Below are 12,308 nucleotides of genomic sequence, written 5' to 3'. Positions count from 1 at the left end.
CCTGCCTTCTTCTGTCGTCACCGTGGGGACCCGGCTCAGGCCGGGACGGCCACCGCGACCTTGGCCGCGCGGAGGACCCGCTCACCGAGCTTGTAGCCCGGCTCGACGACGTCCGCGACGGTCTGTCCGGTGGCACCCGGGGTGGGGAGCTGGACGATCGCCTCGTGGATGTTCGGGTCGAACGCCTCGCCCTTCTCGCCGATCTGCACGAGCTTGAACTTCTCGAAGCCCGCGCGGATCTTCTGGCCGATGACCTGCATCGGGCCCTCGGCGAGGTCACCGTGGGCCTCGGCCCGGGTGAGGTCGTCGAGCGCCGGCAGCAGTGCCCGCACCACTTCGGCGATGGCGACCTCGCGGTTGGCCTCACGGTCACGCTCGACGCGCTTCCGGAAGTTCACCAGCTCGGCCTGCGCACGGAGCATGTCCGCACGCATCTCGGCGACGAGGTCGCGGTCCTCGGTGCTCAGCTTGTCCTCGGCGATGCCGCGGGCTGCGTCGGCGAGCAGTGCTTCGTCCTCCGGGGAGAGGTCGTTCGCTGCGTCGGCCGCCGGGCCCCCGGCGGCGGGGCCGTCCGTCGGTACTTCGACGTCGGGCCCCTCCGCCTCGATGAGGTCCTCGGGCTCGGCAGCGTTCGTGGCGTCGCCCTCGACCTGGGGCTCGTCCTCGTGGGGCGCGTTGTCCTTGGGATCCGTCATCGTTACTTCTTGTCCTTGTCGTCCTCGTCGTCCACGACCTCGGCGTCGACGATGTCCTCGTCGTCGGCCGGCTGCTCACCCGCGGGCTGCTCCCCACCGGCGGTGCCGGCTGCTGCGTCCTGCTGGCTGTAGATGGCCTGGCCGAGCTTGCCCTGCGACTCGTTGAGCTTGTCGAAGGCGGTCTTCACGGCGTCGTCGTCCTCGCCCGCGAGAGCGGACTTGAGCGCGTCGACGTCGGCCTGCACCTCGGACTTGACGTCCGCGGGGAGCTTCTCGTCGTTCTCCTTGATGAGCTTCTCGATCGAGTAGACGAGCTGCTCGGCCTGGTTGCGACGCTCGTTGGCCTCGCGACGAGCCTTGTCCTCGGCGGCGTGCTCCTCGGCCTCGCGGACCATGCGCTCGATGTCCTCCTTCGGCAGCGACGAGCCGCCGGAGATGACCATCGACTGCTCCTTGCCGGTGCCCTTGTCCTTGGCGGACACGTGCACGATGCCGTTGGCGTCGATGTCGAACGTGACCTCGACCTGCGGTACGCCACGGGGAGCCGGCGCGATGCCGGTGAGCTCGAAGGTGCCGAGCGGCTTGTTGTCGCGGGTGAACTCGCGCTCGCCCTGGAAGACCTGGATCGCGACCGACGGCTGGTTGTCGTCAGCGGTCGTGAAGGTCTCGCTCCGCTTGGTCGGGATCGCGGTGTTGCGGTCGATGAGCTTCGTCATCAGGCCGCCCTTGGTCTCGATGCCGAGCGACAGCGGCGTGACGTCGATGAGCAGGACGTCCTTGCGCTCGCCCTTCAGCACGCCGGCCTGCAGTGCGGCGCCGACGGCGACGACCTCGTCCGGGTTCACGCCCTGGTTCGGGGACTTGCCACCGGTCAGCGACTTGACGACCTCGGCCACGGCGGGCATGCGGGTCGAGCCACCGACGAGGACCACGTGGGCGATGTCGTTGACCGAGACACCGGCTTCCTTGATGACGTCGTTGAACGGCTTCTTGGTGCGGTCGAGCAGGTCGGAGGTCATCTGCTCGAACTGCGCGCGCGAGATGGTCTCGTCCAGGTTCAGCGGGCCCTCGGCGGTGAGCGTCAGGTACGGGAGCTGAATGTTCGCCGACATCTGCGACGACAGTTCCTTCTTGGCCTGCTCAGCCGCTTCCTTCAGGCGCTGCTTGGCGATCTTGTCCGTGGACAGGTCGACGCCGTGCTCGTCCTTGAACTTCTTGACCAGGTAGTCGACGATGCGCTGGTCCCAGTCGTCGCCACCGAGGCGGTTGTCACCGGAGGTCGCGCGGACCTGGATCGTCGAGAAGTCGTCGTCCTTGCCCACCTCGAGCAGGGAGACGTCGAACGTGCCGCCACCGAGGTCGAAGACCAGGATGAGCTCGTCTTCCTTGCCCTTGTCGAGGCCGTAGGCCAGAGCGGCCGCAGTCGGCTCGTTGATGATGCGGAGGACGTTGAGGCCGGCGATCTCACCGGCGTCCTTCGTGGCCTGGCGCTCGGCGTCGTTGAAGTACGCCGGCACGGTGATGACCGCGTCGGTGACGTCCTCACCGAGGTACTGCTCGGCGTCGCGCTTGAGCTTGCCGAGGGTGCGAGCCGAGATCTCCTGCGGCGTGTACTTCTTGCCGTCGATCTCGGTGGTCCAGTCGGTGCCGACGTGACGCTTGACCGACGCGATGGTGCGGTCGACGTTCGTCACGGCCTGGCGCTTGGCGGTCTCGCCGACCAGCACCTCGCCGTCCTTCGTGAACGCCACGATCGACGGCGTGGTGCGCATGCCCTCGGCGTTGGCGATGACGGTGGGCTCACCGCCCTCGAGCACGCTGACGACCGAGTTGGTGGTTCCGAGGTCGATGCCTACTGCACGTCCCATGTGTGGGTACTCCTTCTGTCAGTGCTGGTGGTGCGAAGTCTGTTGCGAACTTGCGTCCGCATGGCTCAACTCTACACCGGTCAGGAGGCGCGTCAACGTCGGGCAGACAAAGTTGCGGTGATCACACTCAACTCACAGCGCAAGCGAGGGGTCAACGACTGGCATATCAAGTGATATTCTGTATCTACATGCTGCATTCGCTTCGGCGAACTGTGGCGTGTCCCTTCCCGCACGGCCGCATCCTGCGGCCCGTCTCGAAAGATGCACATGTCTCACAAGAAGAGGGCTTCGACAGCTCTCAAGTCCATGGGCGCGGCCGGGCTGGCCGCAGCCACCATCGTCTCTGGTTTGTCGTTCGGCGCCCCTGCCGCTTCCGCCACTGCCGCTCCCGAACCGTCCAGTGCAGAAACACAGGCGAGTGATCGACTCATCGGCAAGTTCGTTCAGCTGAATCGGACGGGGTCGACAGACCCCAGGGCATTCGTGGGCGTCGCGGCTCCGACCTTGAACGCTGCTCCTGGCAGGGTGTGGAGCCAATCGAAGGCAACCGCACAGTCATCCGCGGGTACATATACCTTCCCTGCAGCTGGAAATCGTGGCCCGATCCGAGGTACTGGATCTGCCGCGGACTTGTGCTTGCAGCCGTCAAGTTTGTCGGTCGGCAGCGTCGTTCTCGGACGTGCCTGCACTGGAGCTGCGAACCAGGACTGGGAGTGGACCAACGTCTACAATCAGTTCGTTTCTGGCCCGGGACTCCGTCCGGTCGGGTCCACTTACACGATCGGGGCCTCCGACCCGGGTGATAGCGGCTTTATGTCGATCACCCACCTCACAGCAGAGCACTACGCCGACGCCGTCCTGCGTGGCGACCTCGCGGATGCAACCGCAGCGCTGTCTGCAACAGTCACGTCCGTGGACTACTCCGCCAAGTCGGCGGTCCTCTCCGGCACGGCGACACCGGGTGCGACGGTGACGATCGGCAGCCAGAGCGTCACGGTCGCGAGCGACGGGACCTGGTCGATGACCGTCTCGGGGCTCGCGAACGGGACGAACACGCTGACCGCGATCCAGAAGATCAACAACGTCGAGCACGACCGCAAGGACGTCACGGTCAACCTGGTCGAGGGCGGCACGCTCGTCGGCGTCGACCAGGGCCCGATCGAGCTCGCCCGCGGTACGACCACGGACGTGCCGATGGTGGTGCAGAACAACGAGGCACGTGAAAACGTCGACGGCACGGTCACGCTCACCGCGCCGGAGGGCGCTACGTTCGATGCGCAGTCCACGGTCCAGGGCGCGTACCGCGCCGTCGGGGCCGAGGAATGGTCCGCTTCGACGACGATCCCGCTGACCGATGGTCGTCTCTCGGACGCCGGGAAGACGATCACGTTCGATGCCGACTGGGCAGGAACCCGTCCCGCGGGTCAGCAGTACCGCTTCATGATGAAGGTCAACGTCCCCGAAGCCACGCGTGGTGGAACCGACAAGATGGGCTTCGTCTTCAACGGCACCAGCTCGGTCGGCACGTTCCGCGCGGCCGCAGCGACCTCGACCCACATCGAGGTCACGGAGCAGCCGTTGACGGCGAAGGTGGACTCGGTGAACCAGGCCGGCAAGTCCGCGGTCATCTCCGGCACCGCAACGCCCGGCGCGTTCGTCTACATCCCCGGCACCGGCGTCCCGGTCCGGGTCGCCGCCGACGGGTCCTGGACCATGACCGTCACGGGCCTGAAGGACGGCGACAACTCCCTCCGCGTCGTGCAGATGATCGACAACAAGGACATCGACGACAAGATCCTCGAGGTCACGATCAACGCGTCCGCGATCGTCGGGCAGGACGGCCCCGCCGTCACGCTCGAGCGCGACGCCACCACGAAGGTCCAGGCGCAGTTCCAGACCCAGGGCGATGTGTCCCGACCGGATGCGAAGGTCACCTTCACCGCTCCCGAGGGCACCGTCTTCGCCGAGGGCCAGGACACCATCCAGGGCAGCTACCAGAAGCCCGGCGAGGGCTGGACGAACCGTTCCCTGACCCTCACCAACGGTGACCTGTCCATGGACGGCAAGACCTACACCTACACGTTCAAGCCGACCACGTCCACGTGGACGCTGCCGGACGCGTCCCTGCTGCGCTGGGGCATCGACATCGAGACCCCGGCTGACGCGCCCGAGGCGACCTCGGCGATGACGACCAAGCTCGTCGGGACCGCTGTCGAAGGCTCCTTCGACACCACCTCCACCACGAAGACCACGATCGGTGAGGCCGCGAACCCGGTCGCTCCGATTGTCGTGGAGACTCCGGCGAACGGGTCGAACGTGACCGACAAGCGTCCGGTGTTCTCCGGCACGGGTGACGAAGGCGCCACGATCGAGATCAAGGGCGCGACCGGCAGGGTCGTCGCGACCACCACCGTCAAGGACGGCAAGTGGAGCGTCCCGGCCGGTTTCGACCTCGTCGACGGCAGCTACATGCTCACCGCGGTCCAGACACCGCTCAAGGGTGAGAGCACGAGCGCACCGATCAACTTCGTCGTCAAGGCGATGGTCCCGGTCACGTTGACCGCTCCCGCGATCGACTCGGACGTCTCAACGCCGAACCCGGTGTTCGAAGGCCGCGGCACCGTCGGAGCAACCGTCGTCGTGCGGGGCACCTACGGCACCGTCCTCGCCTCGACCACGGTCAAGGCGGACGGCACCTGGTCGGTCCCCTCGGCGGTTGCGCTCGCGATCGGCAGCTACGCCGGAACGGCATCCCAGACCGTCACCGGCACGACCACCACGGCGACTTCAAGTTCACCGTCGGCCAGAACATCGCCCCGGTGACGCTGGAAACCCCGGCGGTCGGCGCTGAGGTCACGGACACCAACCCCGTGTTCACCGGTACGGGCCAGGCCGGCGCGACCATCGAGGTCAAGGGCACCTACGGCACGACCCTCGCCACCACGACGGTCAAGGCCGACGGCACCTGGTCGGTCCCCTCGGCGGTTGCGCTCGCCAACGGCGAGTACGCCGGCAAGGCATGGCAGACCGTCAACGGCAAGACCACCTCGGCGGACTTCCGGTTCACCGTCGTGCAGAACATCGCCCCGGTGGCGCTGGAAACCCCGGCGATCGGCGCTGAGGTCACGGACACCAACCCCGTGTTCACCGGTACGGGCCAGGCCGGCGCGACCATCGAGGTCAAGGGCACCTACGGCACGACCCTCGCCACCACGACGGTCAAGGCCGACGGCACCTGGTCGGTCCCCTCGGCGGTTGCGCTCGCCAACGGCGAGTACGCCGGCAAGGCATGGCAGACCGTCAACGGCAAGACCACCTCGGCGGACTTCCGGTTCACGATCGTCGCACCGATGATCCCCGTCTCGCTGACCGCTCCCGGCCAGGACGCGGTGGTCACCACCCCGAACCCGGTCTTCAGCGGCACCGGGACCCCGAACGCCGACATCACCGTCACCGGTGCTTCCGGGACGCAGCTCGCATCGGGCAAGGTGCGCAGCGATGGCCGCTTCGACGTCACCTCGACGATCGCTCTCGGAGCCGGTTCCTACTCCGGGACCGTTCGACAGGTCGCTGACGGCAAGGTGACCACCGCCCCGTTCCAGTTCCGCATCGAGTTCACTGCGGTGACGCTGGAGAGCCCGGCGATCGGCGCGAGTCTGACCAACGGCACGCCGGTGTTCTCCGGCAAGGGCACGCCCAAGGCTCCCCTGGTCATCAAGGGCTCCGGCGGCACCACCCTGGCCGAGGGATCGGTCAAGGACGACGGCACCTGGACGCTGACGTCGACCGTGACGCTGGCACCCGGCAGCTACTCGGGCACCGTGCTGCAGTCCCTGCCTGGGGCGGACACGACCGCGCGGTTCTCCTTCACGGTGAGCTGAGCACTCCGAATCCGGAGCGCTCGTCGAGGCCCAGGCTCGCTCACCGCGACCTGGGCCTCGACCCTTCCATCCACACAACGCCTTCGACGTCAGGATCCCCTCATGCAGTTCATCAAGCCGATCACCATCGCCACCGCAGCACTCGCCCTCGCCACCCTCGCGGGCTGCTCGGCGGCAGAGACGAACACCGCGAAGCCCAGCTCCACCCCGTCAGCCACGTCGCCCGCCGGGCCCGCGGTCAAGAAGGACGTCGCATGCAAGGACGGGACTGCGAAGGTCACCGACGACAGCGCCGAGCTCACCGTGAAGGGCGACTGCACGAACCTCGAGATCTCCGCTTCCAATTCACTCGTCACCGTGACGGGAGCCGTTGAGCACGTGTCGATCGCGGGTGCCATCAACTCGGTCCACGCGAAGTCGGTCGGGTCGGTGACCATCGGCGCCGGCTCGAACGGCAACGTGGTCAAGGCCGGGAACACGCCCACGGTCGACGACAAGGGCGCGCAGAACGAGATCACTGCGGAGTAGCGCGCACGCGAGCGTGCAACGCCCCCGCACAACGACGATGCCCCGGCTGCTCATCCCGAGCAGCCGGGGCATCGTCGTTCGCTCAGGATCGCCGTCGAACTGATCCATCGCACGGAGTGGCATCGGCGTCGCCTCCCCCCTGCCGACCTCCCAGGGGCAGCAGGAAGCCCCGGCCACTCCACACGGAGCAGCCGGGGCTTCCTGCGCAGAAACCTCAGCTGGCCAGGAGTGCCTCGGCTGCGGTTCCGAGTTGGCCGTCGATCCAGTCCTGCAGGCGCACGACGCCGGCGTCCAGGTTCCACTGCGGCTCCCAGTCGATCGCGGCCACCGTCGGAGCGACGTCACACGCCGCGAACCGGACGTCGCCGTCACGGAACGCCCCGGTGACGTGCGGAGCGGGCGCTCCGTGGTGCTGAGCGATCGTCCGAGCGAGGTCGTTGATCGTCGACGGGACGCCGGACCCGATGTCGAACGTCGTGGTCCCGACCGAGCGAGTCATCCCGAGCGCCGCCACGAAGGCGTCGGCGATGTCGTCGATGAACACGAAGTCACGGGTGATCTCGCCGTCCTCGTAGATCGGGATGCTCTGCCCGGCACGGGCGAGCTGGGAGAACAGCGAGACGATGCCGGTGTAGCTGTTCGTCAGGGACTGCCCGGGCCCGAAGACGTTCTGCAGGCGCAGGACGGTCAACGCCGTGTCCCGCGCGCCGACCCAGGCCGCGAGGATCTGCTCCTGCGACAGCTTGGTCGAGCCGTAGACGCTGGTCGGATGCGGGACGTTGTCATCGGCGCGGGCGGGGAGCGGTGACAGTCCGTCGAAGTTCCACGCCCCACGCTCGAGCTGCGCGTGGCTGCGCTGGCCCGGGTACTGGACGTCACCGGCCTCGGACATCCAGCGCCCCTCCCCGTACACCGCGCGACTGCTGCTGAGGAGGATCCGCTCGGGGACGACGCCGTGACGGCCGAACCCGTCGAGCATGCGGGTGGTTCCGACGACGTTCACCTCAGCGTGTCGCGACGCCTCGTCGAGCGACTGCGCTGTTCCGGTCTCTGCCGCGAGGTGGATCACGATCTCGGGGCGGACGTCCGAGAGCACATCGTCCCAGACCTCGCTCCTCGTGATGTCACCCACCACGAGTTCTGCGGAAGCATGGAGTCCGACCGGTCGCACCCGCTCGGGATGGACCTGCGGATGCAGCGAGTCGACGACGACCCAGCGGGCGAATCTGCTCGCAAGCCGCTCAGAGAGTGCGCAGCCGATGAAGCCGGCGCCCCCGGTGACGAGGACAGTGTTGGTGGTGTTCATCTGTTTCCGCTTTCTTCTTCGGTGGAACGGTGGAGACGCCGACGTTCACGGACGGCATCGCGTGCTGACACGGCGACGTACCGGAGCACCTCGACGGCGCGACGTGGTGGGGCGCTGGCAGCACGGAGGTAGGGCGCGATGGGAGTCGCACCGGCTCGAGAACGGCCGGCCGCGAGGACACGGGCGGTGATCGCACGACGGTGCCGCTCGTTCTCCCACCAGTAGCGCCACGACCGGACGGCGCCAGGGGACGCGTAGAGCACGACGGACGTGGGGTCGGGGACGACGGCTCCGGGGCGCCATCCGCGTGCGAACAGGTCGTAGTCCTCGCACCAGCGGATCTCTGGGTCGTACCCGCCGGTGTCGAGGTACCACTCGCGACGGAACGCACTCGCCGGGTGCGCGACCGGCATCTGACCGCGTTCGAACATCGCGTCGACGGCGACGGAGTCGTGCGGGAACCGATCGGCGAGGATCGTCCGCGTGCCGCGCTGCTCGACGAGCCTGCCGAAGGTCGCGACCGCGGCAGGGTTCTCCCGAAGCTGACGGACGTGCGCCGCGAGCCTTCCGGGGAGCGCGACGTCGTCTGCGTCTGCGATCGCGATCACCGCTGCGGTCGTCGCTCGGATGGCGCGCTCGCGTCCGATCGATCGACCGACGTTGTGCGGGGATCGGAGCACGCGGAGCCTCGGATCGACGAGTGATCTCAGCGCGAGATCGGTCCCGTCCGTCGATCCGTCGTCGAACACGACGACCTCCAAGGCGACCTCGGTCTGGTCGAGGAGCGAGCGCACGGCGGGGACGATCGTGTCGACGGCGTTGTACGCGCTCATCACGGCTGCGATGTCTGGTCGACCACTCATCGCAGCACCCCGGTGAGTTCGTCCGCTCTGTCCCGACGCGCTCGTGTGCGTTTTCCTGTCGTCTTCGATCCTGCCGAGAGATCGACGGGGAGGCCGAGTGACAGCCCGATGAGCACCGCGGCGGGAAGCAGGACGAACGGGTAGACGAGGACGTTGTCCGTGGCGGCGGCAGCGAGTGTCGCCGTTAGAGCGAACAGCGCGGCCCAGTGGATCGGCTGGTCCGTCCGTGCGATCCGCTTGACGACACGGATGAGCACGAGCAGACAGCCCAGGACGAACGGGACCAGTCCGACGAGCCCCTCGTCGTGCAGGACGCGGAGGTACTCGTTGTGCGGCTGTGTGATCCCACCGAACCGTTCCGTCACGAAGACGACCGCCGACCCCGGGCCATGGCCGAGGAAGGGCGCGTGCATCGCGTTCTGGCTGACTGCTTCCCAGAGCGCCGAACGGCCGGAGGTGTTGATCGCGAGGCCACCGACCTCGACCGCGTTGTCACCGACGAGGAAGCGATCGCGCAACGGTGCGAACGTCGACAGGAGCGCCCAGGTGGCGAGCGCGACGCCGGTCACCGCGCCGCAGGCGAGCAGGATCCGGTGTCCTCGGCGGAGCCGGACGACGAGTCCCACCAACATGAGGATGCTGATCGCGGACGCCGTCCGGGACAGGCTGAGCACGATGGCCCCGACGATCACGAACGGAGCGGCACGGGCGAGGAGGTCTGCCGGTGGCAGCACCACCGCAGCGGACAGCAGCACGAGAGCAGTGAGGGCGAATGCACGGGTCATGTAGACGTCCGCACCCGACACACTGCCGACGGCGAACAGGACGGCGACCAGGACACCGACACCGGCGAACACCCGGAGCGTCGCGCCGGCGATCTCCACCGTCGCCGACCGCGCAGAGAACGCGATGCCGAAGGTGAACATGGTGAGGATCGCTGCGTTCTGGAGCCCGTCGGGGTTGGGAGCGAAGACGAGACGGACGACGACGAAGCCGTAGAACAGGAGCAACGGCAAGGGGACGGTTGCGAGTCCCGCTCCCACGACGAGCGGGGCCAGCGCGATGAGCACCGCCATGACACCGAGCGAGATGAACGCGGAGAGGCTCACCGGCCCCAGACCGACACGGCCACTCGTGTCGATCACGATCGCCATCGTCACCGCCACCCAGGTGAGCCAGGGCAGGGCCGGGGCTCGCCAGCGGTGTCCTCGGAACGATCGACGGCTCGGAAGGAACGTCGTGGCGGGATGGACGCTCATCGGGCGCTCTCGTCGAGGACGTGTCGCCAGGCGTCCGTGTAGGCGAGCTCGGACAGACGCGCCGAGAAGGTCCGCGAGGCGCCAGCGGACAGTCGTCCGCGGAGTGCAGGGTCTCTGATCAGGGACTCGAGGGCATCGGCGAACGCATCCTCGTCGCCGACGTCGACGAGGAAGCCGTTGACACCGTGCTCGATGAGGTCTGGAACACCGCCGGTGCGGTACGCGACCACAGGCGTGCCGCTCGCGAACGCCTCGACGATCGTCAACGGCTGCGCCTCTTCGAGCGACGACGTGAAGGCAAGACACGTCGACACCGCCAACGCTTGCCACTTCTCGGGCGCGCCGAGCGCGCCCACGACCGCGACACGTGCCGCCACGTCGGCATCGACCAGTTCGCGTTCGACCGCTGCGACGACGTCTGCATCGGCGGGCGAACCCGCCAGTGTGAAACGCCAGCGCTCGGTCCCGGTGCGACGAAGGAGGAGTCCGGCGATCCGCACGAAGTCCTCGGCACCCTTGCCAGGGATGAGGTTCGACAGGAAGAGGACGCTGCACGGATCGGCGTCGGTGGTCACAGACGGCACCGGGCCCGGCGTGTTGGCGAGACAAAGTGCAGCGCGGCCAGGCAGGTCTGCGAGCAGGGACGGACCGAGTGTGACGATCCGGTCGCTCGAGCCGAGGAGACGATCGACACACCACGCCCACAACCGGCCTCGACGACGGAGGTCCTCGAAGCCGACCGAATGCACGTAGAGCACCAGAGAACTCCGGAAGAGCCGCAGGAGCTCGGACACGGCCCAGTCGACGAGGAACGATCCGCCCCGGGTGGTGACGAACACCACGACCGCCTCGGGCCGGAAACGGACGCTGGTCCAGACGACACGGGTGAGCAGTCCGACCACCGCGACCACCTTGCGCAGCGAAGGCACACCGACCTCGGCGACCGTCGCACTGAACCGACGGTCGACGAGTCGTGACGGTCGCCCCAGCCGCTCGAGCACGTCGAGGAAACGGAGGGTCATCACGGTCTGGCCGTGCACGGGCGGAGGAACCTGGCTGACGACCGCCACGCGTCTGCCGGTCATCGGCGTCGCCGCAGGGCCGCGCGGAGGAACACGAAGTTCCCGATGAGGTAACGCTTCCAGAGACGGCGCGGTTCGCTCGCGAGCCGGAAGACCCACTCCAGCCCGACACGGGTCATCCACTCCGGAGCCACTGGCTTCGTCCCCGCGATGAAGTCGAACGCCACCCCGACCCCGATCGCGACTTTCCCGAGGTGTTCGGCGATCCGTCGCGTCTCGACGTCCTGCAGCGGTGTTCCGAGGCCGACCCAGATGATGTCCGGATCAGCGGCGACGATTTCGGCGTCCTGAGCGGCGAGCTCGTCGTCGGTCAGTGGCCGGAAGTACGAGCGGTGCATCCCGACGATCGAGACGCCCGGGTACCGCCGCTCGAGTTCGGCGCGGAGGGACGCCAGCACCTCGTCCGTGTTGCCGAGCAAGAAGTGCCGGAGTCCCCGGCTCCGCCCCCGGTCCATCATGTCCGGGAACAGCGACGGGCCCCTGACCTGCGACAGCGCGCGGCCCGGGAGCACTCTCGACACCCACGTGAGGGGCTTGCCGTCTGGGTAGACGGCAGCCCCGGAGGCGATGAGCCGATGGTAGTCCTCGTCCTGCGCGGTGAGGGAGATCACGTACGAGTTCGCCAGGTGAACGTCACCGGCACCACCGCTCTGCGCGACCGCCGCGATCTGTTCGATCGCTTCATCACGGGTCGCGACGATGATCGGCACGCCCGCGATCTCCGTTCGCTCGAACTCGGCAAATGTCAGCATCTCGGTCCTTCACTCATCAGGTCGGTCACTCACGGGTCGGTGATATACTAACACGTGACATCCATAATGAGAGG

The 12,308-nt window shown here is 67.7% G+C and carries 10 protein-coding genes; 3 read left to right on the top strand and 7 right to left on the bottom strand.

The annotated features are described in order from the left end of the window. Window positions 1–35: 35 nt before the first annotated feature. Together DEJ27_RS01525 and dnaK are read right to left on the bottom strand one after the other, a co-directional pair. Window positions 36–695: a nucleotide exchange factor GrpE gene (locus DEJ27_RS01525; protein WP_110858743.1), complete on the bottom strand. Its 660-nt coding sequence runs from the start codon at window positions 693–695 to the stop codon at window positions 36–38. A gap of 2 nt (window positions 696–697) precedes the next feature. Then, entirely contained in the window at window positions 698–2,563 is a 1,866-nt protein-coding gene (dnaK, locus tag DEJ27_RS01520) for a molecular chaperone DnaK (protein ID WP_110858742.1), read from the bottom strand. A gap of 912 nt (window positions 2,564–3,475) precedes the next feature. Between dnaK and DEJ27_RS01515 the strand changes: the two genes are divergently transcribed. The 3 genes from DEJ27_RS01515 to DEJ27_RS01505 all read left to right on the top strand — a co-directional run bounded on the left by DEJ27_RS01515 (window position 3,476) and on the right by DEJ27_RS01505 (window position 6,972). After that, entirely contained in the window at window positions 3,476–5,386 is a 1,911-nt protein-coding gene (locus DEJ27_RS01515; protein WP_146244626.1) for an Ig-like domain-containing protein, read from the top strand. Next, window positions 5,383–6,444 carry an Ig-like domain-containing protein gene (locus DEJ27_RS01510; protein ID WP_111090162.1) on the top strand — a complete coding sequence of 354 codons (1,062 nt, stop codon included), beginning with the start codon at window positions 5,383–5,385 and terminating at the stop codon, window positions 6,442–6,444. The genes DEJ27_RS01515 and DEJ27_RS01510 overlap by 4 nt, the downstream gene beginning before the upstream one ends. A gap of 102 nt (window positions 6,445–6,546) precedes the next feature. Further along, window positions 6,547–6,972, top strand: a complete 426-nt coding sequence (locus DEJ27_RS01505; RefSeq protein ID WP_110858740.1) for a DUF3060 domain-containing protein — start codon at window positions 6,547–6,549, stop codon at window positions 6,970–6,972. Window positions 6,973–7,186: 214 nt separating this feature from the next. Here the strand turns inward: DEJ27_RS01505 and DEJ27_RS01500 are convergent, their stop codons facing one another. From DEJ27_RS01500 to DEJ27_RS01480, 5 genes are read right to left on the bottom strand one after another with little or no spacing between them, the layout of a single operon-like run. Continuing rightward, on the bottom strand, window positions 7,187–8,278 hold the full coding sequence (locus tag DEJ27_RS01500; protein WP_110858739.1) for an NAD(P)-dependent oxidoreductase: 1,092 nt from the start codon (window positions 8,276–8,278) through the stop codon (window positions 7,187–7,189). Beyond that, the gene (locus DEJ27_RS01495) at window positions 8,275–9,141 is read right to left on the bottom strand and encodes a glycosyltransferase family 2 protein (RefSeq protein WP_111090161.1); all 867 of its coding nucleotides are present in this window, start codon (window positions 9,139–9,141) and stop codon (window positions 8,275–8,277) included. The genes DEJ27_RS01500 and DEJ27_RS01495 overlap by 4 nt, the downstream gene beginning before the upstream one ends. After that, complete coding sequence (locus tag DEJ27_RS01490) at window positions 9,138–10,400, bottom strand: O-antigen ligase family protein (RefSeq protein ID WP_111090160.1); 1,263 nt, start codon at window positions 10,398–10,400, stop codon at window positions 9,138–9,140. Before DEJ27_RS01490 ends, DEJ27_RS01495 begins: the two co-directional genes overlap by 4 nt. Then, window positions 10,397–11,485 carry a glycosyltransferase family 4 protein gene (locus DEJ27_RS01485; protein WP_110858736.1) on the bottom strand — a complete coding sequence of 363 codons (1,089 nt, stop codon included), beginning with the start codon at window positions 11,483–11,485 and terminating at the stop codon, window positions 10,397–10,399. Before DEJ27_RS01485 ends, DEJ27_RS01490 begins: the two co-directional genes overlap by 4 nt. Beyond that, the gene (locus DEJ27_RS01480) at window positions 11,482–12,234 is read right to left on the bottom strand and encodes a WecB/TagA/CpsF family glycosyltransferase (protein ID WP_111090159.1); all 753 of its coding nucleotides are present in this window, start codon (window positions 12,232–12,234) and stop codon (window positions 11,482–11,484) included. Before DEJ27_RS01480 ends, DEJ27_RS01485 begins: the two co-directional genes overlap by 4 nt. Between the last annotated feature and the right edge of the window lie 74 nt (window positions 12,235–12,308).

The sequence above is a fragment of the Curtobacterium sp. MCPF17_018 genome, from assembly GCF_003234135.1.
GTDB classification, from domain to species: Bacteria; Actinomycetota; Actinomycetes; order Actinomycetales; family Microbacteriaceae; genus Curtobacterium; species Curtobacterium flaccumfaciens.
This window is presented reverse-complemented; position numbering and strand designations above follow the sequence as displayed.

Excerpts from the sequence above, each read along its gene's own strand:
- DEJ27_RS01490 (WP_111090160.1), bottom strand. The coding sequence starts at position 10,400 with ATGAGCGTCCATCCCGCCACGACGTTCCTTCCGAGCCGTCGATCGTTC.
- DEJ27_RS01485 (WP_110858736.1), bottom strand. The coding sequence starts at position 11,485 with ATGACCGGCAGACGCGTGGCGGTCGTCAGCCAGGTTCCTCCGCCCGTG.
- DEJ27_RS01495 (WP_111090161.1), bottom strand. The coding sequence starts at position 9,141 with ATGAGTGGTCGACCAGACATCGCAGCCGTGATGAGCGCGTACAACGCC.
- DEJ27_RS01525 (WP_110858743.1), bottom strand. The coding sequence starts at position 695 with ATGACGGATCCCAAGGACAACGCGCCCCACGAGGACGAGCCCCAGGTC.
- DEJ27_RS01500 (WP_110858739.1), bottom strand. The coding sequence starts at position 8,278 with ATGAACACCACCAACACTGTCCTCGTCACCGGGGGCGCCGGCTTCATC.
- DEJ27_RS01505 (WP_110858740.1), top strand. The coding sequence starts at position 6,547 with ATGCAGTTCATCAAGCCGATCACCATCGCCACCGCAGCACTCGCCCTC.
- dnaK (WP_110858742.1), bottom strand. The coding sequence starts at position 2,563 with ATGGGACGTGCAGTAGGCATCGACCTCGGAACCACCAACTCGGTCGTC.
- DEJ27_RS01480 (WP_111090159.1), bottom strand. The coding sequence starts at position 12,234 with ATGCTGACATTTGCCGAGTTCGAGCGAACGGAGATCGCGGGCGTGCCG.